The organism is Streptomyces sp. GESEQ-35 (assembly GCF_017948485.1).
In the GTDB taxonomy this organism is placed as follows: domain Bacteria; phylum Actinomycetota; class Actinomycetes; order Streptomycetales; family Streptomycetaceae; genus Streptomyces.
This window is the reverse complement of record NZ_JAFFSX010000010.1, coordinates 193120-218441: the sequence shown is the minus strand read 5'-3', so window position 1 is coordinate 218441 and position 25322 is coordinate 193120. Positions and strand designations below refer to the sequence as shown.

Annotated in this window: 19 protein-coding genes; 13 read left to right on the top strand and 6 right to left on the bottom strand. The window is 71.1% G+C overall.

Features of this window, described 5'->3' with window-relative positions; all coding sequences use genetic code 11:
- Positions 1-38 precede the first annotated feature (38 nt).
- Genes KCH87_RS21450 through KCH87_RS21435 form a run of 4 tightly spaced genes read left to right on the top strand, consistent with a single transcriptional unit; the run spans position 39 to position 5269 of the window.
- The gene (locus KCH87_RS21450; protein WP_210587787.1) at positions 39-1877 is read left to right on the top strand and encodes a LamG-like jellyroll fold domain-containing protein; all 1839 of its coding nucleotides are present in this window, start codon (positions 39-41) and stop codon (positions 1875-1877) included.
- 29 nt (positions 1878-1906) lie between these two features.
- Positions 1907-3565: a PHP domain-containing protein gene (locus KCH87_RS21445; protein WP_210587786.1), complete on the top strand. Its 1659-nt coding sequence runs from the start codon at positions 1907-1909 to the stop codon at positions 3563-3565.
- Positions 3565-4413 (top strand): hypothetical protein, encoded by an 849-nt coding sequence (locus KCH87_RS21440; protein ID WP_210587785.1) that lies wholly within the window; start codon positions 3565-3567, stop codon positions 4411-4413. Before KCH87_RS21445 ends, KCH87_RS21440 begins: the two co-directional genes overlap by 1 nt.
- Before the next feature lie 25 nt (positions 4414-4438).
- The gene (locus KCH87_RS21435; RefSeq protein ID WP_308298883.1) at positions 4439-5269 is read left to right on the top strand and encodes a PaaX family transcriptional regulator C-terminal domain-containing protein; all 831 of its coding nucleotides are present in this window, start codon (positions 4439-4441) and stop codon (positions 5267-5269) included.
- Here KCH87_RS21435 and KCH87_RS21430 read toward each other — a convergent pair.
- The 4 genes from KCH87_RS21430 to KCH87_RS21415 are packed head-to-tail and all read right to left on the bottom strand — an operon-like array spanning position 5260 to position 9063.
- Positions 5260-5715 carry a MaoC family dehydratase gene (locus tag KCH87_RS21430; protein ID WP_210587784.1) on the bottom strand — a complete coding sequence of 152 codons (456 nt, stop codon included), beginning with the start codon at positions 5713-5715 and terminating at the stop codon, positions 5260-5262. The two genes, KCH87_RS21435 and KCH87_RS21430, sit on opposite strands and share 10 nt — an antisense overlap.
- 35 nt (positions 5716-5750) lie before the next feature.
- Complete coding sequence (locus tag KCH87_RS21425) at positions 5751-7247, bottom strand: long-chain fatty acid--CoA ligase (protein ID WP_210587783.1); 1497 nt, start codon at positions 7245-7247, stop codon at positions 5751-5753.
- Between the two features lie 10 nt (positions 7248-7257).
- A complete protein-coding gene (locus tag KCH87_RS21420) occupies positions 7258-8142 on the bottom strand; it encodes an amidohydrolase family protein (RefSeq protein WP_210587782.1) in 885 nt (294 codons plus the stop codon).
- Between the two features lie 3 nt (positions 8143-8145).
- Positions 8146-9063: an SDR family oxidoreductase gene (locus KCH87_RS21415; RefSeq protein ID WP_308298882.1), complete on the bottom strand. Its 918-nt coding sequence runs from the start codon at positions 9061-9063 to the stop codon at positions 8146-8148.
- 196 nt (positions 9064-9259) lie between these two features.
- Here KCH87_RS21415 and KCH87_RS21410 point away from each other — a divergent pair, with 196 nt between their 5' ends.
- The 4 genes from KCH87_RS21410 to KCH87_RS21395 all read left to right on the top strand — a co-directional run bounded on the left by KCH87_RS21410 (position 9260) and on the right by KCH87_RS21395 (position 13259).
- Positions 9260-9721, top strand: coding sequence for a MarR family winged helix-turn-helix transcriptional regulator (locus KCH87_RS21410; protein ID WP_210587901.1), 462 nt, complete (start codon positions 9260-9262; stop codon positions 9719-9721).
- An 81-nt stretch (positions 9722-9802) separates the two neighbouring features.
- Positions 9803-11158: an MFS transporter gene (locus KCH87_RS21405; protein WP_210587781.1), complete on the top strand. Its 1356-nt coding sequence runs from the start codon at positions 9803-9805 to the stop codon at positions 11156-11158.
- Positions 11155-12519 carry a S9 family peptidase gene (locus tag KCH87_RS21400; RefSeq protein ID WP_210587780.1) on the top strand — a complete coding sequence of 455 codons (1365 nt, stop codon included), beginning with the start codon at positions 11155-11157 and terminating at the stop codon, positions 12517-12519. The genes KCH87_RS21405 and KCH87_RS21400 overlap by 4 nt, the downstream gene beginning before the upstream one ends.
- The gene (locus KCH87_RS21395; protein ID WP_210587779.1) at positions 12516-13259 is read left to right on the top strand and encodes an IclR family transcriptional regulator; all 744 of its coding nucleotides are present in this window, start codon (positions 12516-12518) and stop codon (positions 13257-13259) included. Before KCH87_RS21400 ends, KCH87_RS21395 begins: the two co-directional genes overlap by 4 nt.
- A gap of 93 nt (positions 13260-13352) precedes the next feature.
- Here KCH87_RS21395 and KCH87_RS21390 read toward each other — a convergent pair whose 3' ends face one another.
- The gene (locus KCH87_RS21390) at positions 13353-15128 is read right to left on the bottom strand and encodes a sulfatase-like hydrolase/transferase (protein ID WP_210587778.1); all 1776 of its coding nucleotides are present in this window, start codon (positions 15126-15128) and stop codon (positions 13353-13355) included.
- 249 nt (positions 15129-15377) lie between these two features.
- Here KCH87_RS21390 and KCH87_RS21385 point away from each other — a divergent pair, with 249 nt between their 5' ends.
- The 3 genes from KCH87_RS21385 (at position 15378) to KCH87_RS21375 (ending at position 19471) form a co-directional block, all read left to right on the top strand.
- Complete coding sequence (locus KCH87_RS21385) at positions 15378-16568, top strand: sensor histidine kinase (RefSeq protein WP_210587777.1); 1191 nt, start codon at positions 15378-15380, stop codon at positions 16566-16568.
- Positions 16565-17233 carry a response regulator transcription factor gene (locus tag KCH87_RS21380; protein ID WP_210587776.1) on the top strand — a complete coding sequence of 223 codons (669 nt, stop codon included), beginning with the start codon at positions 16565-16567 and terminating at the stop codon, positions 17231-17233. The genes KCH87_RS21385 and KCH87_RS21380 overlap by 4 nt, the downstream gene beginning before the upstream one ends.
- 129 nt (positions 17234-17362) lie before the next feature.
- The gene (locus KCH87_RS21375; RefSeq protein WP_210587775.1) at positions 17363-19471 is read left to right on the top strand and encodes an efflux RND transporter permease subunit; all 2109 of its coding nucleotides are present in this window, start codon (positions 17363-17365) and stop codon (positions 19469-19471) included.
- Between the two features lie 138 nt (positions 19472-19609).
- Here the strand turns inward: KCH87_RS21375 and KCH87_RS21370 are convergent, their stop codons facing one another.
- Complete coding sequence (locus KCH87_RS21370) at positions 19610-22276, bottom strand: FAD/NAD(P)-binding protein (RefSeq protein WP_308298881.1); 2667 nt, start codon at positions 22274-22276, stop codon at positions 19610-19612.
- A gap of 238 nt (positions 22277-22514) precedes the next feature.
- Between KCH87_RS21370 and KCH87_RS21365 the strand changes: the two genes are divergently transcribed.
- Both KCH87_RS21365 and KCH87_RS21360 read left to right on the top strand, forming a co-directional pair.
- Positions 22515-23747 (top strand): Ig-like domain-containing protein, encoded by a 1233-nt coding sequence (locus KCH87_RS21365; RefSeq protein ID WP_210587774.1) that lies wholly within the window; start codon positions 22515-22517, stop codon positions 23745-23747.
- Between the two features lie 179 nt (positions 23748-23926).
- The gene (locus tag KCH87_RS21360; protein ID WP_210587773.1) at positions 23927-25321 is read left to right on the top strand and encodes a glycoside hydrolase family 16 protein; all 1395 of its coding nucleotides are present in this window, start codon (positions 23927-23929) and stop codon (positions 25319-25321) included.
- The last annotated feature ends 1 nt before the right edge of the window (position 25322 follow it).

Sequence of the window (25322 nt, the reverse complement as noted above, 5' to 3'; positions counted from 1 at the left end):
CTCCTTCAGCTCGCTCACGCCCCTTCACTGGAGACGATGTGTGCACCTCGCACGAGCCCGGGCAGGAATCCGCCTGCGCCGACGCCGGCAGACGCAACTTCCTCAGAGCCACCGCGCTGATCGGCGCCGCGGCCACCGCCGCCACCCTCCCGGCCGTCGCTGAAGCAGCGGCGGTCGAGCAGCACCTGCGGCCCGACACCGAGAGCCGCCGCTTCACGCTCGCCGTGATGCCCGACACGCAGTACCTCTTCGACGGGCCGAGCATCAACCCGGCGCCGATCAAGGCCTCCCTGCGCTATCTGCTGGAGCACGGCCGGGAGGACAACATCGTCTTCCTGTCCCACCTGGGCGACCTGACGGAGAACGGCGCGAAGGCCGAATGCGACGCGATCGGCGAGGCCTTCGAGCTGCTCGACGGGCGCGGCGTCGGCTACAGCGTGCTGGCGGGCAACCACGACGTCCGCTCGTCCACGAACGACCAGCGCGGCCCGACTCCGTACCTGGACACCTTCGGCCCGGAGCGCTTCAAGGGCAAGCCGACCTTCGGCGGAGCCTCGCCCGACGGCTACAACACCTTCCACGTCTTCAAGGCGGCCGGGCGCGAGTGGCTCGTCCTCGCCCTGGACTGGCGGCTGTCGGACAAGGGCTACGCCTGGGCGAGGAACGTCATCGCCCAGCACCCGGACACGCCCGTCGTCCTCACCACGCACGAGCTGGTCGTCGGCGACGACGCGCTCTCCTCGTATGGGCAGCAGCTGTGGGACCAGCTGGTCAAGGACCACGACCAGATCTTCCTCACCCTCAACGGCCACTACTGGCCCGCCGCCCGCGCCGTCCGCGAGAACGCCGCCGGGAACGACGTACACCTGCACCTGACGAACTACCAGAACCGGTACTACGGCGGCGCGGCGATGATCCGCCTCTACCACTTCGACCTCGACCGGAACACGATCGACGTCGAGACGCTGTCCCCGTGGATCCTGGGCCGGGCCGCGAAGGGGCTGAACGAGCTGGAGCGGCAGGAGATGGAGCTGTCCGGCGACGCGGACCGGTTCTCCGTCGACATCGACTTCGAGGAGCGGTTCGCCGGGTTCGCTCCGATACCCGTACGGCCGTCCCGGCCCGCCGACCGCATGCTGGTGCGTGGCACGGTCGCGTACTGGCGGTTCGACGGGCACGAGGAGGGAGCCGCCGCCGAGGGCACGGTGCGTGACCTGTCGGGGCGCGGCAACGATCTCACCGTGGTCAAGGCCGGGGACGGCTCGCTGAGCTGGTCGACGGCCCATCACCCCGACCAGCCGGGACACGGCAGCCTGTACTTCCGGGGCGGCAAGCCGCCGTTGCAGGGCGCCTATCTTCGTACGGTCGACGGTGCTCCGCTCAACTCGGCCACTTTCAAGGCCGGTTACACCATCGAGGCGTTCTACTGGCTGCCCGCCGACTGGACCTCCTCCCGCAACGCCTGGGCCGGGCTGGTCAGCCGCACCGGCACCGGCGGGGCGGCGGGCAAGACCGACGGCGACCCGGACGAGCCGCTCGCCACGCTGTCCCTCTCCGACGGACCCGGCCCGCAGTGGGCCGTACGCCCGCTCAACCAGCAGGGCATCGCCACCAACTGGGGCGACGAGACCGCGCGGGAGACGTGGTGGCACGTCGCCGTCGTCAACGACGGCAGGCACACCACGCTGTACGTCCAGGGCTGCCCGGTCGCCCGCAACCCGCACGCATCCGCGATCGGCCTCACCTCGGTGGGCCTGCCATGGCTGCTCGGCGGCTACGAGTACGCGGGGAAGATCGACCAGATCCTGTACGGGCGCCTCGGCGACGTACGGATCGTCGAACGCGCGCTGCCCGTCACGTCGTTCATGAACCACTGACTCCTTCGCTTGCTCCGAGAGGCATCCCCATGAACGACCAGCAGTTGCCCGCCTGGGCCGACCCGTCCGTGTCCACTGAAGACCTCGACCCGCAGGGCCTGTCCCGGCGCGGACTCCTGGGCCGCGCGGGCCTGTTCGGCGCCGCCTTCGCCCTCGGCTCGGCCGCCGTGCCCGCGGCGGCCTCCGAATCCCAGGACGACCCCCGCCTCGCCTACCTCGTCGGCGACCACCACATCCACACCGTCTACAGCCACGACGCCAAGTACACGTTCTCCCAACTGGCCGCCGCGGGCGCGAAGTACGGCCTCGACTGGATGGCGTTCACCGAGCACTCCAACTTCGGGCACGCGAAGTACGGCGCCCCACTGGAGCACGACGAGATCCTCAAGGCCCGGGCCGAGAACCCGCGTCAGCTGATCTTCCAGGGCCTGGAGTGGTACATCCCGGCCGCCGAGCACTGCACGGTCATCGCCGCACCCGGCCCGAACGAGGTCGACCTGCTCACGAAGTTCGAGAGCGCCTACGACGGCAAGCTGCTCGGCTACACCGAGGGTGCACCGGGCGCCGCGGACACCGCCCGCAACGAGGCGCACGCCGTCAAGGCCATCCAGTGGCTGGCCGAGCAGCGCCGCACCGGCTACGTCGACGACGTGCTCGTGCTCGCCAACCACCCGCTGCGCCTGGGCATCGACTCCCCGCACGAGATGCGCAACTGGCGTGACGCGGCCCCCGAGATCATGATCGGCATGGAGGGCGCGCCGGGCGCCCAGGGTGCCGCCATCCCCGGCTGGCGGGGCGCGACATCGATCCGCGGCGAGTACGAGAACAAGCCGTCGGCCCAGTCGTGGGCCGGCTATCCGGCGGAGGCGTATCTGACGTACGGCGGCTTCGACTGGGCGACCGCGACCGTCGGCGGGCTGTGGGACGCGATGCTCTCCGAGGGCAAGCTGTTCTCGATCACCACCAACTCCGACGCCCACCGGATCGTCTTCGACACCTGGAAGAACGGCGACTGGCTGCCGGGGCAGAACTTCGACAACACCGGCCGGCTGCCCGACCCGGTGAACACCGACACCCCGCAGCCGGGCTCCGACTTCTGGCCCGGCCAGTTCAGCCGCACCCACGTCGGCGTGACGCGCTACGGCTACCGCTCGGTGATGGCGGGCCTGCGCGCGGGCCGGGTCTGGCTGGACCACGGGCATCTGCTGGACGGGCTCGAGGTGCGGCTGAAGCGCGACTGCGACCACGGCCGGGGCGTCACGCTGGGCGGCAGGCTGCGCGTCCGCAAGGGCGAGCGGCTCACCCTCACCGTCACGGTGACCAGCGCCTCCCGCCCCAACCCGCAGGGAATCCTGCCCGAGTTGGCGCACGTCGACGTCATCCGGGGCACGGTGCGCGGCCCGGCGGCCGACCGTGACAGCTGGCGGGCACCGGACGCCAAGGTCGTGAGCACCAAGGAGGTCAGCGGTCGCAAGGGGACGTACACCCTGCGCATCCCGCTCACCGCCGGCGACGAGTCCTTCTACGTCCGGCTGCGCGGCAGCGACGGCAACCGCCACGGCGCCGGATATCTCGGCGCCTCGGTCGACCCGCACGGGCCGGTCCCCCACGAGCCCGGGAACGGTGACCCGTGGGCCGATACATGGTTCTATTCCAACCCGATGTTCGTCGACGTGAAGGGTGCCTGATGAAGCGTCAACTCGTCTGCCTGGCCGCCTTATTCGGAGCGTTCGCAGTCGGCGCGGGCACCGCCTTCGCCGCCGGTGACCCGCACTGGGAGGAGACCGGCACGGCGTACACCGACACCCTCGGCGGCGGGCAGGGCCTCGCGAGCCGCGCCGACGGCTCGCTGCTGTACCGGGGGCTCGCGGACATCCCGCTGGACCTGCGTATCAAGGGTTGGAACCACATCGGCGACCCGGACATCGCGAACGGCCACACCTTCGACGCCTACCAGGGTCCGGACACCGCGACCTCCAAGATGTTCGCGGTGACCACACCGGCCGGGAAGCGCTATGAGTACGTGCACCAGCTCAACCCGGGCGAGAAGCTGAACAACTCCTTCGCGGCCGTCTCGCCCGACGGGCAGTGGCTGGTGTCGGGCGAGTGGGGCGACCAGAACCGGCTCCAGGTCTTCCCCGCTCCCCTGCTCAACCCGTCCACCCCGCAGACCGGCGGAGCCCTGCCGGAGGCCTGGCAGATCACCCTCGACAAGCCGGTGCGTGACATCCAGGGCTGCGACTTCGTCACGGACACCCGTCTGGTGTGCGCCTCGAACGACGCCACCGGAACCCTCTTCCCCGAGATCCGCCCCCTCCTCCAGGTCGACCTGGAACGCAAGCTGGACGGTCAGCCGGTCACCGGCGCGGTCAAGAGCCTGTTCGCGCTGCCGCAGCGCAGCATCTGCACCGGCACCTTCGAGACGGAGGGCGTCGACCACGACGTGAACAGCGGCACCCTGCGCGCCCAGGTGATCCAGCCCGGCATCTGCGCACTGTCGACGACCGTGTACTCGTACCAGCAGGTCACGGACTGATCCAGTACGCGTTACCGTGGGCCGCGTGACCACCGAAGAGTCGCTGCGGCCCCAGTCCCTGATGCTGACGTTCCTGGGCGATCAGGTGCTCGGGCGTGATGTCTGCGTGTACTCGGGCAGCGTCATCGACGTCTTCGGCCGGGTCGGTGTCGGCGAGCAGGCGACCCGCTCGACGCTGACCCGGATGGTGAACCGCGGTCTGCTGCGCCGCCAGCGCGAAGGCCGCCGGATGTACTTCGGCCTGACCGAGCACTCGGCGGCCGTCCTGCGCGACGGCGAGCGGCGCATCTGGCAGACCGGCGCGGTCAACCGGCACTGGGACGGCACCTGGACCCTGCTCGGCTTCTCCCTCCCCGAGTCCTGGCAGCGCCAGCGGCACGACCTGCGCTCGAAACTCACCTGGAACGGCTTCGGCCCGCTGTTCAACGGCCTGTGGATCGCGCCCGGCCAGGTCGACGTGTCGGAACTGGTCGCCGAGCTGGGCCTGTCCGCCCATGTGAAGGTCTTCCGCGCGCACGCCGACGCCGGCATGGACATCGGCGCGATGATCGAGGAGACCTGGGAACTGTCCGAACTGGCGGAACGGTACGAGGCGTTCGTACGGCGCTGGCAGCCGTGGGAGACGGACCTGCCGGACGCCGACGGCGCCCTCGGGCTGCGGCTGCTGTTGCAGGCCGAGTGGCTGCGGATCATCCGCCGCGATCCGCGGCTGCCGGTCAAGCACCTGCCCGACGACTGGCCGGCCGAGCAGGCCGAGAAGACGTTCCGGAGGGTGCACGAGCGGCTCACCCCGCCGGCGCTGGACGCCTCGGAACGCCTTCTCGACCTCGTGCCGGTCCGCGCCGATCAGGCGTAGAACCTCGACAGGCTCTGCAACACCGCGGCGGGCTTGGCGCCGCCCTCGATCTCGATGGTGCCGTCGACGGTGATCTGCACCCCGCCCTTCACCTCCTCGACGTCCGCCAGCTTCCCGACCAGCCGGATCTTCGACCCGACCTTCACCGGCGAGGGGAAACGCACCTTGTTCAGACCGTAGTTGACCTTCGTCGTGACGCCCTGGACGTCGAGCAGCTCGGTGAAGAGGGGGATGAAGAGGGAGAGGGTGAGATACCCGTGGGCGATGGGGGCGCCGAAGGGGCCCTCGGCGGCCTTCTCGGGGTCGACGTGGATCCACTGGTGGTCGCCCGTGGCGTCGGCGAACGTGTTGATGCGCTCCTGTGTGATCTCGATCCACTCACTGGTGCCGAGGTCGCTGCCCGCGAGCTTCTTCAGTTCGTCGAGGCCGTTGACGGTGACGCTCATGAATGCCTGTTCCTTAAGGGAGTCGGTCAAGGGAGTCAGTTGCCGAAGCGCTTGCGCACCCGGGACTTGAGGAGCTTTCCGGAGGCGGTGCGCGGGAGTTCGTCCGCGAGGACCACCGACTTCGGGATCTTGTACTTGGCGAGGCGTCCGGAGAGCGAGGCGAGCACCTCGTCCGGATCGAGGTCGGTCCCCGCGCGCGGCACCACGACCGCACGCGGCACCTCGCCCCACTTGTCGTCCGGAACGCCGATGACCGCGCACTCGACGATGTCGGGGTGGGCGAGGAGCAGGTCCTCGATCTCGGCGGGGTAGATGTTCTCGCCACCGGAGATGATCATGTCCTTGATGCGGTCGACGATGAAGACATAGCCGTCCTCGTCGACCCGGGCGGCGTCCCCGGTGCGGAACCATCCGTCGGCGAAGGCCCCGGCCGTCTCCTCCGGCAGTCCCCAGTAGCCGGACATCACGCTCGGCCCGCGGACCACGACCTCGCCGGTCTCGCCGGTGTCGACCGGTGTCAGGTCCGGCCGCAGCACCCGTACGTCGGCGAAGAAGTGCGGGACCCCGGCCGAGCCCGCCTTGCTCACGGAGTGCTCGCCGTCGAGGAAGAGCACGCCGAGCGCCTCGGTCATGCCGTAGCCCTGGAGGAAGGTCAGCCCGCGGGCCTGGTAGGTCTCGATGAGCGGGGTGGGTACGGGGGCGCCGCCGCAGCTGAGCATGCGCAGGGAGGACAGGTCGGCGTCCGGCCAGCGCGGATGGCGGGCGATCTGCTCGAACATCGCCGGTACCCCGAACATGTAGGTGATCCGCTGCCGTTCGACGAGGTCGAGGGTGTCGGCGGGGTCGAACGCCTCGACGAGGACGAGGGTGCCGCCCTTGAGGAGCACCGGCAGGGAGAGCACGGTCAGTCCGGCGATGTGGAACAACGGGGCGGCGACCAGGGCCCGTTCGTCGGCGTGCAGGTCCTTGTCGATGAGGAAGTTGACGGCGTTCCAGGTGGCGTTGGCGTGCGTGAGCATCGCGCCCTTGGGGCGGCCCGTCGTCCCGGAGGTGTAGAGGATGAGGCAGGTGTCGTCGCCGGTGACGGGTTCGTCGATCGGCTCGTCGGACGCGCCGGCGAGCAACCGGTCGTATTCGGGGCCGACTTCGACGTACGTGCGCACGTCGGAGTTGCCCGGCAGGCCCGCCACGAGGCCCGCGAACCGGGGTGCGTACACCAGGACCCGGGCCCCGGAGTCGGTGAGCTGGTAGGCGATCTCGGGGCCGGCGAGGCGGATGTTGAGCGGGACGAAGACCGCGCCCAGGGTGCCGGCGGCGAACAGGGTCTCCAGGAAGGAGGGGTGGTTGGGGCCCAGATAGGCGATGCGGTCGCCGCGGCGCACGCCCGCCGTGCGCAGGGCCCGGGCGAGGCGGGTGGTGCGCTCGTACAGGTCGCCGTAGGTGAGTGTGCCGCCGTCGTGGACCACGGCGGTGCGGTGCGGGGTCTTGCGGGCCCGGCGTGCGGGCCACGACCCCAGTCCCTCGTTGCGCATGTACGGCCCCTTACGGCTTCGTCAGCCCGAGCAGCCGGGCGGCGTTCTCCTTGAGGATCTTCGGCTTGACCTCGTCCTTGATCGACAGCTTCTCGAAGTCGGCGAGCCAGCGGTCGGGGGTGAGGACGGGGTAGTCGGAGCCGAAGAGGACCTTGTCCTTCAGCAGGGTGTTGGCGTACTGCACCAGTTGCGGCGGGAAGTACTTCGGCGACCAGCCGGACAGGTCGATGTGCACGCCCGGCTTGTGCGTGGCGACGGCGAGGGCCTCGTCCTGCCAGGGGAAGGACGGATGCGCCAGGATGATCTTCAGGTGCGGGAAGTCGGCGGCCACGTCGTCGACGTGCAGGGGGTTGGAGTACTTGAGGCGGATGCCGCCCCCGCCGGGGACTCCGGCGCCGATGCCCGTCTGGCCCGTGTGGAACAGGGCGATGGCGCCGCTCTCCTCGATCACCTCGTACAGGGCGTACGCCACCGAGCGGTCGTTGGGGAAGAAGCCCTGGACACTGGGGTGGAACTTGAAGCCCTTCACCCCGTACTCCTCGACCAGGCGGCGGGCCTGCTTGACCCCGGCCTTGCCGCGGAAGGGGTCGATGGAGGCGAAGGGGATCAGCACGTCCGGGTTGGCGGCGGCGGCCTCGGCGACCTCCTCGTTCGGGACGGGCTCGGTGCCGGTCGCGGACTCGGCGTCGACCGTGAAGATCACGGCGGCCATCTTCCGCTCACGGTAGTAGGCGGCCGTCTCCTGAAGGGTCGGCTTCCGCTTGGCCTCCACCTTGAAGTAGGCGGCGGACGCGTCGTGCAGGTCGTCGTCCAGGGAGGAGTGGCCTCTGGAGGAGACCTCCGCGTGGGTGTGGACATCGATCGCGACAAGTTCCTCGACGTTGAGGTTCGTCATGGGTCACGCCTCCGGCAGCTTGGGCGCGGGCACGCCCACCGACTGGAGCTCGGCGCCGACCGAGGTCGGGAAGGCGTCGGCCAGGGTCTCCGGGGTCCAGCCGCCGTCGGCGTACGCCGCGCTGATCTCCTGCGGATGCGACCAGAGTGCCACCTTGTCGCCGCCGATACCGATGGCCTGGCCGGTGATGCCGCGTGCGGCCTCGGAGGCGAGGAAGGGGACGAGGGACGCGCAGTCCTCGGGGGTGCCGAACCCCTCGCCCTTGCGGAGGAAGTCCGGGAGCGGCTCGCCGTTCTTCATGGCCTCGATGTAGGGGGCGAAGGCGGGGATCGTTTCGGTCATCGCGGTCGCGGCGACCGGCACGATCGCGTTGACGGTGATGTTCGCGCGGCCCAGCTCCATCGACCAGGTGCGGGCCATGGCGGCGATGCCGGCCTTGGCGGCGGAGTAGTTCGTCTGCCCGAAGTTGCCGCGCTGCCCGGCCGGGGAGCCGACCAGGATCAGGGAGCCGCCCTCGCCCTGCTCGCGCATCCGGACGGCGGCGGCACGGGCGCAGGTGAAGGTGCCCTTGAGGTGGGTGGTGATCACCGTGTCGAAGTCGTCGTCGGTCATCTTCCACAGCACCTTGTCGCGCAGGATGCCCGCGTTGGTGACCAGGATGTCGAGCCGCCCGAACTCCTCGACCGCACGGTTCACGAGCCGCTCGGCGGCCTCGGTCGTGCCGACCGGGACCACCTCGGCGACGGCGGTGCCGCCGGCCTCGGTGATCGACTTCACGGCCTGCTCGGCCACCGTCTCGTCGATGTCGTTGACGACCACAGAGGCGCCATGGGCGGCGAGGGCGTGCGCATAGGCGAGGCCGAGGCCACGGCCGCTGCCGGTGACGACGGCGGCTTTGCCGGTGAGATCGATGCTGGGCACGGATGGGTCCCTTCAAGCGGTGGCACAGGGGTGCGGCTTCCAAGCGGTGGCACAGAGGTGCGGCTTCGAGATCGAAGCTAAGAGCAATAATTGTTGACGTCAATAGTTGTTGCCATCAGTCGGGTGCGCCATGCTGGAATCAGCAGACCGTGACGCCTCGACCAGGGAGCCCGCCATCGCCCGCCAGCAGCACGCCATGAACCCCGCCCCGATCGACGCGGACGAGCCCTGGATGCGCGGGCTGCACGCGGACACGGGCTATCTGCTGTACCGGCTGGGCCTGCGCTCGGGTCAGCTCTTCAACTCCTTCCTCCAGGAGTCGGGGGTGCGCCTGCGCCACTACGCGGTGCTGCGTTTCCTCGCCACCACCGAGGGGTCACTTCAGCGCGAGCTCAGCGCTCGGCTCGGCTACGACCCGAGCGCGATCGTCGGCCTGGTCGACGACCTGGAGAAGCTGGGCTTCGCCGAGCGCCGACCCGCCCCGGACGACCGCCGCAGCCGGATCGTGGTCCTCACCGGGGAAGGCCACGCCTTCCTGCGCGGCACCGACGAAGCCGGCCTGCGGGTGACCAACGATCTGCTGGGCCCGCTGGACGCGGCCGAGCGGGAGACGCTCCAGGCACTTCTGCTGCGGATCGTGGAGGACGGACCCAACTGATGTTGCGCAAATGATTGACGGCAGTACGAGAGATGCCTAACTTCACGGAGCAACCCGAGACCCGTCCCCAGGGAGCTCACCGTGCAGTCATCCCCCGCCACCGCTCAACCCTCCCCCGACACCCGGCAGTTGCGCCGCGTCGCGCTGTCCGGGCTGCTCGGCACCGCAGTCGAGTTCTACGACTTCCTCGTGTACGGCACGGTCGCCGCGCTCGTCTTCGGCGACCTGTTCTTCCCCAAGGCCGACCCCGCCGTCGGCACGATCGCGGCCTTCGGCACCTTCGCCGCCGGCTATGTCGCCCGGCCGCTGGGCGGCATCGTCTTCGGCCACTTCGGCGACCGGATCGGCCGTAAGTCGATGATGCTGCTGACCATGGCCCTGATGGGCTGCGGCAGTTTCCTCATCGGGGTCCTGCCGACCTACGACGCGATCGGCGTGTGGGCGCCCGTCCTGCTGGTCGCCCTGCGCCTCGTGCAGGGCATCGCCATCGGCGGCGAGTGGGGCGGCGCGACCCTGATGGTCGTCGAGCACGCCGAGCGCACCCAGAGCGGCCGACGCGGCATGTGGTCCAGCTTCACCATGCTCGGCGCCCCGCTCGGCTCCGTGCTGTCGGCCGGCATGGTCACCCTCGTCTCGACGCTGCCCGACGACCAGTTCCGCGCCTGGGGCTGGCGGGTGCCGTTCCTGCTGAGCATCGTGCTGCTGGCCGTCGGCCTGTTCGTGCGCCTCAAGGTCGCGGAGAGCCCGCTGTTCGCGCAGGTCAAGCGGGAGCCGCAGGAGAAACCGCCGGTGGTGGAGGTGCTGCGCCGGCCGAAGCCCGTCCTGATGGCCTGCGGTGTCGGCATCGGCGCGTTCACCGCGCAGTCGCTGCTGACCGGCTTCATGATCTCCTATGCCGTCGACCACGGGTACAGCCGCTCGCAGGTGCTCACCGCCGTGACCATCGCGTCCTGTGTGGCCCTGCTGGTGCTGCCCGCCGCGTCCGCGCTGTCCGACCGGGTCGGCCGCCGCCCGGTCGTCCTCGCCGGCGCCGTCGCCTCGGCCGCGCTCGCCTTCCCGGTGCTCGCCCTGGTCGACTCCGGCTCCCCCGGCCTGCTGATCCTCGCCCTCGCTCTCGGCCACGGCGTCGCCCAGTCCACGATGTACGGCCCGCTCGGCGCCCTGCTCACCGAGATGTTCGGCACCCGCGTCCGCTACACGGGCGCTTCGCTCGGCTACCAGGCGGCGACCCTGGTCGGCGCCGGGTTCTCGCCGCTGATCGCGAGCAGCCTGCTCGCCTCGTACGGCGGCGGCAGCACGCCCGTCTCCCTGCTGCTGTGCGGCGGCGCGGCCGTCACCGCGCTCACCGTCTGGCGCCTGCGCGAGACACGCACGAACGCCCTGGAACACCCCGAGCTCCGTTCCGTGACCCCCACCCCGGAAGGAACCCCCCGTTGAAGACCCCTGTCGCGGTCCTGGCCCTGTGCCTGTGTGCGGTCACCCCGCTGCCCGCACAGGCCGCCACGGACACGCACCTGGAGGGCCGGCTCCCCTCGGGCGCCGCTTACGTGATGGACGCCCCCGCCGACTGGAACGGCACCGTGCTGCTCTATAGCCACGGCTACATGCCCGTCGGCGCGCCCAACACCGCCCAGAACACGCCCGATACGGCGACCCTGGACAAGCTCCTCGGCCAGGGCTACGCCCTCATCGGCTCCTCGTACGCCACGAACGGCTGGGCCGTCACGGACGCGGTGCCGGACCAGCTCGCCACCCTCGACCTGTTCACCGAGAAGTTCGGCGCGGCCCGGCGGACGCTCGCCTGGGGTACCTCGTACGGCGGGCTCGTCACGACGACCCTCGCGGAGCGGCACTCCGACCGGTTCGACGGCTCGCTGTCGATGTGCGGTCTTGTGCAGGGCGGCGTCGCCAACTGGAACAGCACGCTGGACCCGGTGTTCGCGCTGAAGACCCTGTTGGCGCCCGGCGCTGACATCCCGCTCACCGGATTCACCGACCAGGCGCAGGCGCAGGGCGCCGCGAAGACGCTGACGACGGAGGTCACCGCGGCCCAGCAGACCGCCGAGGGCCGCGCCCGGATCGCCCTCGCCGCCGCCCTGCACAACATCCCCGGGTACAACAGCACCACGCAGACCGAACCGGCGCCCACCGACTGGGACGCCCAGCAGGTCAACCAGTACGCCGCCCTCCAGGGGCTCCTCCAACTGCCCGCCTTCTCCTGGCGGCAGGAGGCGGAGAGCCGCGCCGGAGGCAACCCTTCCTGGAACACGAGCGTCGACTACACCGCGATGCTGCATCACTCCCCGTTGTTCAAGGAGGTGTCGGAGTTGTACAAGCAGGCAGGCCTCTCCCTGCGCACCGACATCACGGCACTCAACGGCGCGCCCCGGATCTCCGCCGATCCCTCGGCCGTCGACTGGATGCGCAACACCAGTGTCTTCAAGGGCCGGCTCACCGACCCGCAGCTCAACATCCACACGACCGGCGACGCGCTGATCCCGGTGCAGGCCGAGAGCGCCTACCGCCGGGCCGTCGGCGCCGGGGGTTCGGGCGCCCTGCTGAGCCAGGCCTATGTCGACGGCCCCGGCCACTGTACGTTCACCCCGGGCGAGATGATCGGCGCCCTGGACACCCTGGAGCACCGCTTGGACGCCGGCCGCTGGGACACCTCGCCGAGCACCCTCAACGCCCGCGCCCAGCAGGCGGATCCGACGAACTCGGCCCGCTATCTGAGGTACCGGCCCACCGCCTACCCCCGCCCCTACGACCTCGCGCACCCCGCCGACGTACGGCCATGATCCCCCGCTCCGCGCCCGACCGACTGCTGTCCGTGCTCTCGGCGTTCGACCACGAGCACCCAGCACTGTGTCTGACGGACATCAGCCGCCGGGCCGGACTCACCCTGACCACCGCACACCGGCTCGTGGGCGCCCTCACCGAGTGGGGCGCCCTGGAGCGGGACGAGTCGGGGGTCTACCAGGTCGGGCTGCGGCTGTGGGAGGTCGCCGCGCTCGCCCCGCGCGGGCTGGCGCTGCGGCAGGTCGCCCTGCCGTATCTGGAGGACCTGTACGAAGCCACGCACGAGAACGTGCAGTTGGCGGTGCGGGACGGGTCCGAGGTCGTCTACACCGAGTGGCTGTCCGGGCGTTCCGCGGTCGGCGTGCACATCCGCGTCGGCGCGCGCTGGCCGCTGCACGCCACCGGGGTCGGGCTGGTGCTGCTGGCGCACGGGGATCCCGGGACACAGGAGGAGTACTGCTCGGGGCCGCTCGCGTCCTTCACGCCGTACACCGTCTCCGATCCGGTACGGCTGCGTCGGGTGCTCGCCGAAGTGCGGCGCACCGGGGTTGCGGTGAGCAGCCGTCAGATCACCGAGGACGCGCTGTCGGTGGCCGCGCCTGTGCGGGGTCCGGGCGGAGCGGTGGTCGCCGCCGTGTCCATCGTGGTGCCCCACGTCGACGCCCAGGTACCGGTGTTGATTCCTGCGGTGCGGGTCGCTGCGCGCGGCATATCGCGGGCACTGGGCTGGCGGCCGTGAGCTCCGCTGGTTGTGCGGTTCGCTTGCTGCGGGCCGGTGGGGGCTGGTCGCGCAGTTCCCCGCGCCCCTTACGGGGCGCTGCCGAGCCCGGCGTCAGGTGAGTGTCGTGCTCGCCGTGTACGTCACCTCGTCGTCGGCGTGGTGTGCCGTGGCCTGGCAGACGAGTGTCGTGGCTGCCGAGACCTGGGTGCGGGTGACCTTCCAGCGGGCCGTGAGGTGTTCGCCCGAGTCCAGGCGGGGTGTGGAGACCGCGTCCAGTGCGCGTATCCGCCAGCCGCTCGGTGTCTGGAGGGCGAGCCGGGGTGCGGTCCAGGGTCGGGCGGAGCCGTTGGCGAAGGTGGCGGTGACCGTGAACTCCGGTCCCTGGCCGGTGACTTCGAGTGTGACGCCGAAGGGCTTGCGGGGATATGTGGGCGCCCAGGACTCACGCATCAGCTTCACCAGGGCGTCGGCCTGGGCGGGCCGCGCGGCGGCGAGGTCATGCAGTTCGCCGGGGTCCCGGGTCAGGTCGTACAGCTCGACGTCCCACCGGTTGTCGGGGGCCCGCCTGTTCTGCCCCGGCGCGAACCGCACCGCCTTCAGGTCACCGCGGCGCAGCGCCTCGGCGAGCCGACGGCCCCGGCCGAGGTCGTAGGCGTCGGAACGCGGGGTGATGTTGGCGTGATTGCGGTAGAAGTACAGGCTGTCGTGGCGGGCGGCGTCCGTGGAGCCGCGCAGGAGCGGGGCGAGCGAGAGGCCGTCGACGTCGGTCGGGGCGGGCGCGCCAGCGAGGTCGGCGAGGGTGGGCAGCAGGTCGGTGAGCGGGGTGGGCCGGTCCGTGGTGCCGGACTGTACGTGCTGCGGGGACCAGGCGATGAGGGGGACGCGGATGCCGCCCTCGTACAGATTCCGCTTGATGCCGCGCAACGGGCCGTTGCCGTTGAAGAGTTCGGGGTCGGTGCCGCCCTCCTCGTGCGGGCCGTTGTCGCTGGTGACCAGGACGATGGTGCGGCCGGCGATGCCGAGTTCGGTGAGCCGGTCGGTGACGTTGCCGACCAGGGTGTCGAAGGAGGTGACCTGGGCGGCGTGCCGCTTGTTGGGGCCGGTCCAGGGCCGGTCGGCGTACTCGTCGGCGTCCGGGTCCTGGCTGGGCGCGTGCGGCACGGTCGGGGCGAGGTAGAGCAGGAACGGCTCGTGCCGGTGGGCGTTGATGAAGGTGAGCGCGCGGTCCTCGATCAGGTCGGGAGCGTAGACCTTGCGGGCGCCGCCCTTGTTCTCGGGGATCTCCTGCCGGGTGCCGTTGTGCCAGAGGTACTCGGGGAAGTAGTCGTGGGCCTCGCCGTGGCCGATATAGCCGTAGAACTCCTCGAAACCACGGGAGTTGGGGTGGCTCGGCTGGTCCGGGAGCTCGGGTCCGAAGCCCCACTTGCCGATGATGCCGGTGCGGTAGCCGAGCGCCCGCAGCGCCTCGGCGAAGGTGAAGTCCCGGTCGGTCAGGGCGCCTTGACCGCCCGGACCCCACGGGTTCTCCCGCACGGTCGAGTGTCCGCTGTGCAGACCGGTGAGCAGCGAGCAGCGTGAGGGCGCGCACACCGGGGCGGCCGCGTAGGCCTCGGTGAAGCGCAGGCCCTCGGCAGCGAGGGCGTCCAGGCGCGGAGTGTGGATCAGTTTCTGGCCGTAGGAGCCGAGTTCGCCGTAGCCGAGGTCGTCGGCGAGGATCACCACGAAGTTGAGCCGGTCCGACGGGGACTGCACGGCGGGTACGGCCGCGGCGGGCTTGTTGTTGTGCTGCGCGGGCTGCGCCTCGTCACCGGCCTCGCACGCCGTGACCGCCGCGAGCGCGACGGGCGCGGCGGCGGCCCCGGTGAGAAATCGGCGGCGGCTCGGCATACGTGTCTCCTGTGGTGACGGCAGGTGCGGGCTGCTCCACCGATGGTGATCGCTGCCATCGGTCCAAAACCATGCACACACTGTGAACGCTCTGTTTCGATCATTGAGAGGCGAACTTCCGGGCGGAGGTTCCCCCTCCACCGCATCAGAATGATCACAAACGGAAGCGACGATATCCCTCTCACCGGTGAGGACTCGTCCGCTTCGCCGTCGCAATACTGGAATGGCCCTTGCCCCGAGGAGCCGCCCATGTCCCCACCGTCCTGGATCACGCCTGCCGTAGCCCGGCTGCGCACGGCGAATCCGTATGTCGTCGACGGCGCGCTGGCCGCGCTGGTGCTGTTCGCCGCCTCGCTCCAGTGGATCTTCCCCGGCGACAGCGACGACAAGCTGACCTGGCAGGGCTGGCTGCTCGCGGCGGCCACGGCCGTCCCGCTGGTGTGGCGGCGCCGGGCCCCGTTCACGACCGCGTGCCTGGTGTCGACGGCGACGCCCGTCATGGCCGTGTATCACGCCCCGCCGCCGGAGGTGGTGTACGGCGGTCTGATCGTCCTCTACACCATGGCCGCGCAGGGCCGCGTCTGGCAGCGGCGCTTCATGCTGGTGGGCTGGATCCTCGGGGTCTCCCTGGTCATGCAGCACAAGGACGCACCCCTCCCCTTCGAGTACGCCTTCCAGCTGCTGAGCATCGTCTGCGCGTACGGGTTCGGCATACTCGCCCGGGTCCAGCGCGCCTACACCGCGGCCCTGGTGGACCGGGCCCGCCGTCTGGAGCGGGAGCGCACCGCGGACACCGCGCGGGCGACCGCGCAGGAGCGCGCCCGGATCGCCCGGGACATGCACGACATCCTCGCCCACGCGGTGAGCCTGATGGTGGTGCAGGCCGAGGCGGGACCGGTCGTGGTGCGCAGCGATCCGGCGCGCGCGGAAGCCGCGTTCGACGCGATCGCCGGGGCCGGCCGGGACGCGATGGCCCAGCTGCGCCGGATCCTCGGGGTCCTCAAGGACGAGCAGCGCGACGGTGCCGGGCAGCGCCTGCCGCAGCCGGGCGTGGCCGCCCTGCCAGGCCTGGTCCGGCAGGTCACCGAGTCCACCGGCCTGCATGTCGAGCTGCGCATGACGGGCAAGCCCCGCCCACTGCCCCCGGACACCGAGGTCGCCGCCTACCGGGTCGTGCAGGAGGCGCTCACCAACACCGTGAAGCATGCGTACGCTTCCTCCGCGACCGTCGCGCTCGACTGGCTGGAGGACGAATTGAGAGTGGTGGTGACGGACGACGGAAGGGGCCCGTCGGGACCGGGCGGCGGACACGGTCTCATCGGTATCCGGGAACGGGCGGCCGCCTGCGGGGGCAGCGTACGCACCGGGCGCGGTCCGGACGGCGGCTTCCAGGTCGTCGTACGTCTCCCGGCCGCGGACCGGCAGGCGGCGCTGGGGTGAGCATCCGCGTGGTCGTCGCCGACGACCAGGAGCTGGTCCGCAGCGGCTTCACCATGATCCTGGAGGCGCAGCCGGACATCGAGGTGGTCGCCGAGGCCGGGGACGGCGCCGAGGCGGTCGCCGCCGTCCAGCGGCACACTCCGGACGTGCTGCTGCTCGACATCCGCATGCCCGGCACGGACGGTCTGGAGGCGGCCCGTCAGGTGTGCGCCCAGTCCAGCTGCAAGGTCGTCATGCTGACCACCTTCGACCTCGACGAGTACGTGTACGAGGCGCTGTACGCGGGCGCCAGTGGCTTCCTGCTCAAGGACGTGCGCCGGGACGACCTGGTGCACGCCGTACGGGTGGTCGCGGGCGGCGACTCGCTGCTCGCCCCGACCGTGACCCGCCGGCTGGTCGCGGACATCGTGCGGCGCCGCCGTGAGGAGGCCACCGCCGAGGTCACGCCCGACCGGCTGGAGGTGCTGACCGCGCGCGAGGTGGAGACCCTGCGGATGCTCGCCCGCGGGCTCTCCAACGCCGAGATCGCCACGACCCTCTTCGTCAGCGAGCACACCGTCAAGACCCATGTCAGCAACGTGCTGAGCAAGCTCGGTCTCAGGGACCGGGTTCAGGCCGTGATCTGCGCTTACGAGAACGGCCTGGTGACCCCCGGATCCCCCTAGCGAGGGAGACACGGGCGCGCATCCCCCGTACGGCCCAGTCCCGTAAACCGCTCCCTCCGGCGATCCGTCGACACCCCGGCGGGCACGAGCCTGAAGGCGAAGTCAACCGACGACTCGCCGGGAGGGACCGTGCTCGCCACGCTCGCCCGGGCGGCTACCCGCCGCCCGCTCACCGTCATCCTCTTGTGGGTGCTCTTCCTGCTGCTCGGCTTCGGGCTCGGAACGGGCGTCTTCAGCCGGCTCTCCGACAACGTGCCCGAAGTACCGGGTACGGAGTCGGAGCGGGCCGCGCAGTACCTCGACGGCGCCGACCCGACCGGTGAATCGATCACCGGCGTCGTCGAGGGCGTCGCCGTCTCCGACCCCGCCCTGCGCCCCCAGGTCGAGCGGGCCGTGGCGGACGTCCGGGACATCGCCGGGGTCGCGGCGGTGCCGGACCCGTACGCGACCCGCGGTCTGATCGCCGAGGACGGGCGGGCACTGATCGTGTCCGTCACCCTCCAGGGCGGTCTGGACGACGAGGACGAGGAGACGGCGGTGGACGCGGCGGCCGCCCGCATCCATCAGATCGACGCACCCGAAGTCCATGTCAGCGGCGGCCCGTTGCTGGGCACCCAGCTCGGTGAGCGCGCCCAGGAGGACGTACGCAACGCGGAGCTGATCTCCCTGCCGGTCGTGATGGCGCTGCTGCTGGTCATCTTCGGCGGACTGCGCGCGGCCGGGCTGCCGCTGATGGTCGCGGTCAGCGGAATCGCGGGCGCTTTCCTGGCGCTGTTCGGCTTCAGCCAGTTCACCGACATCTCCGTGTACGCGATCCAGGTGACCACGATGCTGGGGCTCGGACTCGCCGTGGACTACGCCCTGTTGATGGTGGTCCGCTTCCGCGAGGAGCGCCGGAACACCGAGGACGTCGTAGAGGCCGTGGAGCGCACGGTCGCGCACGCCGGACGGACCGTGCTGTTCTCGGGGCTGACGGTGGCGGTCAGCCTGACCGGGCTGCTGGTGTTCCCGAGCGTGTTCCTGCGCAGCATGGGCCTGGCCGTCGCCGCCGTGGTGGTCATCGACATGCTGGCCGCGCTCACGCTGCTGCCCGCGCTGCTCACCAAGTTCGGCGGGAAGATCACCCCGGCGAAGGAGCGGCCCGAGGGCGAGGAGGGCAGGCTCTTCGCCCGCCTGGCCCGCTTCGCGGCCCGCCGGCGTATCGCCGTGGTCGCCGTGGTCGTCCCGGTGCTCCTCGTCCTGGCCCTGCCCGTGACCGGCATGCGCATCAACATCGGCGGCGCCGACCAGCTGCCGTCGAGCACCGAGGCACGGCAGTTGTACGACACCGTCGACGCGCACTTCCCGCCGGGTACGGGCGTCTCGCCGATCACGGTCGTCCTCAAGCCGGGCACCGACCCCGCGACCGCCGACGAGATCCGGGCGCTGTCTCCGACCGCCGAGTCCCGTCAACTGCCGGGCGGCACCACGGTCATGGAGCTCCAGCCACCCGGCAGCGCCGACGGCGACGCGGCCACCGACCTCGTGACGCAGATACGGGACCTGAGCGGGGACGAGCTGGTCGAGGTCACCGGGATGGCGGCCCGGCTGGTCGACTTCCGCGACATGCTCGCCGACCGGGCGCCCTGGGCGGCCGTGACCGTCCTGGCCGGCATCTTCGCCCTGCTGTTCGCGTTCACCGGCTCGGTGCTGATCCCGCTGCGCACCATCCTCACCACGCTGCTCAGCCTGGGCGCCGCGCTCGGTGTGGTGGTCTGGGTCTTCCAGGACGGCCATCTGGCAGGCCTGTTGGGCTCCCAGGAACTGGGCGCGCTCAGCCTGACCGCACCACCACTGATCGTCGCGATCGCGTTCGGACTCGCCATGGACTACGAGTTGTTCATCCTGGCCCGGATGCGGGAGGCCCGGAAGCAGACCGGGGACGACCAGGAAGCCGTGGTGACCGGTCTGCGCCGCTCAGGCCGCGTGGTCACCTGCGCCGCCCTGCTCCTCGCCGTCGTCTTCGGCGCCTTCATGACCGGCGGCTTCTCCCCCATCCTTCAGATCGGCCTCGGTCTCACCCTCGCGGTCCTCATCGACGCCACGGTGGTCCGGATGCTGCTCGTCCCGGCGACGATGGCGCTGCTGGGCCGGTACGCCTGGTGGGCACCGAAGCCGCTGCGCCGGGCACACGACCGGTTCGGGCTGAGCGAGGAGGTTGCACCGGCGCAGCAGACGTACGCGGGCGAACGGGTGTGACTGCGTTCCGGACGGCGGGACCACTGAGCCAGTGCGGCTTCGTGGTCCCGCCGTCCAGTTCGTCGGTCGTCTGCGGCGCCATCGTGGCTGGTCGCGCAGTTCCCCGCGCCCCTTCGGGGCGCTGCCCAACAGCACGCCTCAGACCGGCAACCCCGCCAGCATCCTCCGATCCCGCGGGGAATGCCCCCGGTCGAGGCGGGCGTCCAGCAGGCGGCGGGCCGCGTCGCAGCGGCCGGCCGCCACCAGGGCGTACAGCAGGGTCTCCTCGACGACCTCACGCTGGGCCGCGCTGCCGCCGACCCGGCGCAGCACCGGGAGCAGCGCGTCCAACCCCCGGGCCGCGTCCTGGAAGCGCTCCTCGACTACCGCGGCGAACGCCTCGCACAGCGGGGCGATGACGTCGCGCTGCACCTCGTCGGCGCCCGAGGCGTGGTCGCGCAGCCGGCGCAGGGCCGCCAGGTCGCCGGCCGCGGTGAGGGCGACGGCCGCGTGCAGGGCGGTGAAGGCGGTCGCGGGGCGCTCCAGTACGTCGGTCGCCACCGACTCCAGGACGTCCGCGGTGGGCAGTTCACCCTGCCAGGTGCCGCTGAGCCGGGCCCGCCACAGCAGCGAACCGGAGTCGACCAGGGCCCGGACGCCGGTCACCCGGCCCGGCGCGAGCTGCCTGAACCACCTCCTGCGCACGGCGACCGGGTCGTCCAGGGCCAGTTCGTGCAGGGCGATGTGCCAGGAGAAGTGCGCCCGGTGGACGGCGCCCCGCCCCTGCCCGGACACCCAGCCGTCCAGCCAGTCCCGGCCGGCCTCGTGGGCGCCGGACTCGTAGTGGACGTGGGCCAGGGCGTGCACGGCGTGCCCGGAGGCGGGCTCGGCGGCCAGCGCGCGGTGCGCGAGTTCACCGGCCTCGTGCAGGCGGCCCTGTTCCTGCCGGAGGAAGGCGCGCAGGGAGGTGTGGAACCAGTGGCCGTCGTACGCGGGAGACGTCCGCTCGACCAGCCCCAGCGCCCGGTCACCGTCCAGATCGGTCACGCCGGAGAAGGCGATGGTGGGCACGGCCACGGCGAGGGCGAGCGCGTCGGCCGGATGTGCTTCGAGGTGTCGTACGAGCGCGCCGTCGCCGTCCTCGCCGTGCACCCGGCGCGTGACGACGTCCACGAAGGACCGCTCACGCTCGTCGGCCCGTTCGCGGGCGCACCGCTGGGCTTCGGCGAGGGCCCGGGGTACGTCTACGGCGGCCCCGCACTCGTGGCCGAGCAGGGCGAGTGCCGCGTGCCCGAGTGCGAAGCCGGGGTCGAGGGCGACCGCGCGGACGAAGGCGTCCTCGGCGCCGGAACGGACCTTGAGGATCCGCTCCGTTCCGCTGCGGTGGGCCGCGGCGGCCTCGGCGTGGGTGGAGAGGGGAAGTCCGAGTCCGTCGACGGGACGGCGGCCTGCGCGGCGCTTGCGGGTCAACGGGGCGAGCAGGTGCTGGGCCAGCTCGGCGGCCTGGACTCGGATCTCGGGGATCGCGGTGGTCTCCCAGAGTTCGCCGCGGCGCGGGGCGCCCAGCGTGAACAGCGGGCGTTCCGCGCCCCCTTGGTGATCGTGGAGTCGTCCGTCGCGGGTGGCGACGCCCATACCGAGTGGGCCGGGGACCGCCGCGCCGCCCTCGAACAGCGAGCGCCACAAGGGGTCTTCGAGGCTGCGGCCCGGCCCGGTGCAGTCGATCACCCAACCCACCTGTAGTTCCCGGCCGTTGGACAAGGTGACCAGCAGCGTGCCGTCGCGCTCCTCGGCTGCGGTGATCGTGCCCGTATGCACCTGGAGGCGTCGCGTCGTGCGGGCGCGGGAGACGGACTCGGCGGTGGCGGGTGCCATGCGATGGCGGTGCGTGTTCCAGAGCGCACCCTCGCGCGCCAGAAAGTCGGCCCGTTCCTCGGGGGTGAGGCTCCGCCACAGGCGGGCGGTGTGCGGACGCAGGCTGTCGAGCGCGGGACGCCAGTCACCGTGGTCACGCACGGAACGGCTGATGTGCCGGTAGACCGCGCGGCGCAGCCTGCCGAGCGAGGTGTCGTGCAACCCCTCCGGTGCGGGCATCGGGCCCGCCGGGGTGAGGGCGTGCGGTTGCGGGAGCAGGCCGCTGCGGGAGAGGGCGTGCACGGTGCGCCCGGGGCGGTCCAGGGTCAGGGCGAGGTCCACGGCGGTCAGTCCGGTGCCGACCAGGAGGACGTCGGCGGTGCCCTCACGCGGGCCGTCGAGGGCGCCGGTCGCCCAGGGCGAGGCGAGGAAGCGGGCCGAGGCACGCAGGGCGGGCGGGGCCCAGGCGGCGGACGGCGCGGCGGGGCCGGTGGCGATGACCACGCTGTCCGCGATCACGTCACCCCCGTCGACGAGGCCGAGTTCCAGCCTGCCTTCGGGGGTGTCGGTACAGCGCTCCGCCCGTGTCCGCAGCCGCCGTACCGTGACCGTGCCATGGGCGCGGACAACGGCCTGGGCGAGGGTGTCGGCGAGGTAGGCGCCGTAGCGGTACCGGGTGGCGAAGTCGGCCGGGTTGACGGCGGGTTCGCCGTGCCGGCACAGCCAGCGGACGAAGTGGCCCGGGTCGTCGGGGTAACAACTCATACCGCCCGCGGGCACGTTGAGCCGGTGCCGTGGGTCACGGGTGGCGTAGGCGGTGCCACGGCCCGCCTCCGGGGCCGGATCGATCAGGACGAGATCGAGAGGGGTCCGGCGGCGCGTCGCCGTCTCGCAGAGCTGGACGGCGGTCAGCGCCCCGGCCGCGCCCGCTCCGACGATGGCCACGGTGTGCCGCTGGCGGACTTCGCTCACGTATACCTCCGGCAGTGGTCGGCCGCGGAGCCGATGAAGACGAGACTCCGCGCTCGGTTCCTTGCGGCACCTTCATACTCTGTTCGCAATGCCGGGGGCACGGACAACCGTGGTTTCAGGACTTCTCTCAGGGTCTCCTCACAGGAATCTCAGGCGGCGACCGTGCGATTCAAAGGATCGCCCCATGTACGAGGCGCACGATGCACACGCAAAGTCGGATATCCGAGGAAGGCGTGCCGTGGGCGACTCGCACATATCGAACCGGGCCGGGCAGCGGACGGAGAGGTGGTCCCGGCGTGGTGTGCTCGCGGTCCTCGGGGCGATCCCGGCGGTCGCGCTGACCGGGTGCGGCGCCGCGACGGCCGACGCGTCGGAGCCCGAGGACGCTTCGGAGTCCAAGGAGGCCACGAAGAAGCCGGTCGTCGCGGTCACCCCCGCCGACGGCACCAAGAAGGCCGATTTCACCAGCCCCGTCGAGGTCACCGTGGCCCACGGCACACTCGCGTCCGTGAAGGTCACGGGCAACGACGGCTCGACGCTCGCCGGGTCGTACAACGACACCCGCACGAAGTGGACGTCGGCAAAGAATCCGTACTCGGGCACCAAGTACACCGTCATGGCCGGGCCGGAGGGCGCCGCCGAGCAGTCGGCGGCCTTCACCACCAAGTCGCCGGGCGCGACCTTCGTGGGCTACTTCACTCCCGAGGCGGACTCGACCTCGGGCGTCGGCATGCCCGTGTCGATCAACTTCACGCAGGCCGTGTCGGACCGGGCCGCCGTCGAGAAGGCGATCACGGTGACCGCCGATCCGGCGGTCGAGGTGGTCGGCCACTGGTTCAGCGACACCCGGCTCGACTTCCGGCCGGAGACGTACTGGGCCGCCGGCACGACGATCACGCTCGGCCTGCGGCTGAAGGACGTCGAGGGCGCGGACGGCGTCTACGGCGTCCAGTCCAAGGACGTCACCTTCCACATCGGCCGGGAGCAGATCACCACCGTCGACCTCGCGACCAAGCGGATGACGGTGGCGCGGGACGGCGCGACCCTCGCCACCTACCCGGTCACCGGCGGCGACGCCGACCACACGACCTGGTCCGGGATCATGGTGATCAGCGAGCGGTTCAAGGAGACGCGGATGGAGTCCTCGACGGTCGGGCTCGGCGACGAGTACGACATCGCGGACGTCCCGCACGCCCAGCGGCTGACCACGTCCGGCACCTTCATCCACGGCAACTACTGGGCGTCCACCTCGGTGTTCGGCAGCGAGAACACCAGCCATGGCTGCATCGGCCTGCACGACGCGAAGGGCGCGGACGACACAACCGTGGACGGCTACAAGTTCTACAAGAGCTCGATGCTCGGAGACGTGGTCGTCGTACAGAACTCGGGCGAGGACACCGTCGATCCGGCCAACGGCCTCAACGGCTGGAACCTGTCGTGGGCCCAGTGGCGGACGGGCAGCGCGCTTTAGACCGGTACGCGTCCATTCATGGCGTGAACTCCATGGGGACACAAGGACGTTCACGGTTTTACCTCTTGACGACCGGAGTGACCGGGAGCACATTGGCCGCACTCTGAGAGCGCTCTCAGATACGGCTCTCAGATGGCACCCCCGCGCACATCGACTCCGTACCCGAGAGGCACCTCCCCATGAGCGAAACCTCCGGCACACCGCACAGACGGCGCCCCCTGCGGCGCGCACTCATCGCGGTCCTGAGCACCCTGGGCCTGGCGGCGGTCGCCGCCACGGCCGCCACCCCGTCCGCGATCGCCGACGCTCCCACGCCGCCGTCGGGCTGGACGCAGGTCTTCGTGGACGACTTCAACGGCGCCGCGGGCACCGGCGTCAACACCGCCAACTGGCAGTACGCGACCGGCCACGGCTACCCCGGCGGCCCCGGCAACTGGGGCACCGGCGAGATCGAGAACATGACGTCCAGCACCAACAACGTGGCCCTGGACGGCAGCGGCAATCTCCGCATCACCCCGCGCCGCGACGCTTCCGGCAACTGGACGTCCGGCCGCATCGAGACCAACCGCACCGACTTCCAGCCGCCCGCGGGCGGCAAGTTGCGGGTGCAGTCCCGCATCCAGATGCCGAACGTCACCGGCGCGGCCGCCCGCGGCTACTGGCCGGCGTTCTGGATGCTGGGTACGCCGTTCCGCGGCAACTACTGGAACTGGCCCAGCGTCGGCGAGCTGGACATCATGGAGAACGTCCAGGGCCTCAACACCGTGTGGTCGACGATGCACTGCGGTACGAGTCCCGGCGGACCGTGCAACGAGACGACGGGCATCGGCGGTTCCAGGGCCTGCCCCGGCGCGACCTGCCAGGCCGGGTTCCACACGTACGCGATGGAGTGGGACCGCTCCACGAGCCCGGAGCAGATCCGCTTCTACGTCGACGACGTCAACTACCACACCGTGCGGGCCGACCAGGTCGACGCGACGACCTGGACCAACGCCACCAACCACGGCTTCTTCATCATCCTGAACGTGGCGATGGGCGGCGGTTTCGTGGACGCGTTCGGCGGCGGCCCGGACGGCGCGACCGTTCCGGGTCACCCGATGGTCGTCGACTACGTCCAGGCACTGACCAGTGGGAGCGGTACCACACCCCCTCCGACCGGCAACCGTGACGCCTACAGCGCCATCCAGGCCGAGTCGCACGACAGCCAGTCCGGCACCACGCCCGAGACCACCTCCGACACGGGCGGCGGGCAGAACCTCGGCGCGGTGGGCAACGGCGACTGGGCGCTCTACCGGGGCGTCAACTTCGGCTCCACGGCGGCCACGCAGTTCAACGCCCGGGTCGCCAGCGGCGCCGGATCCGGCGTGAGCGGCCTGGTCGAAGTACGCCTGGACAGCCGCAGCAACGCACCGATCGGCAGCTTCGCCGTCGGCAACACCGGCGGCTGGCAGTCATGGCGGACCGTCCCGGCGAACATCAGCGGGGTGACCGGCACACACGACGTCTATCTCACCTTCACCAGCGGGCAGGCGTCGGACTTCGTGAACGTGAACTGGTTCAACTTCGGCCGCTGAC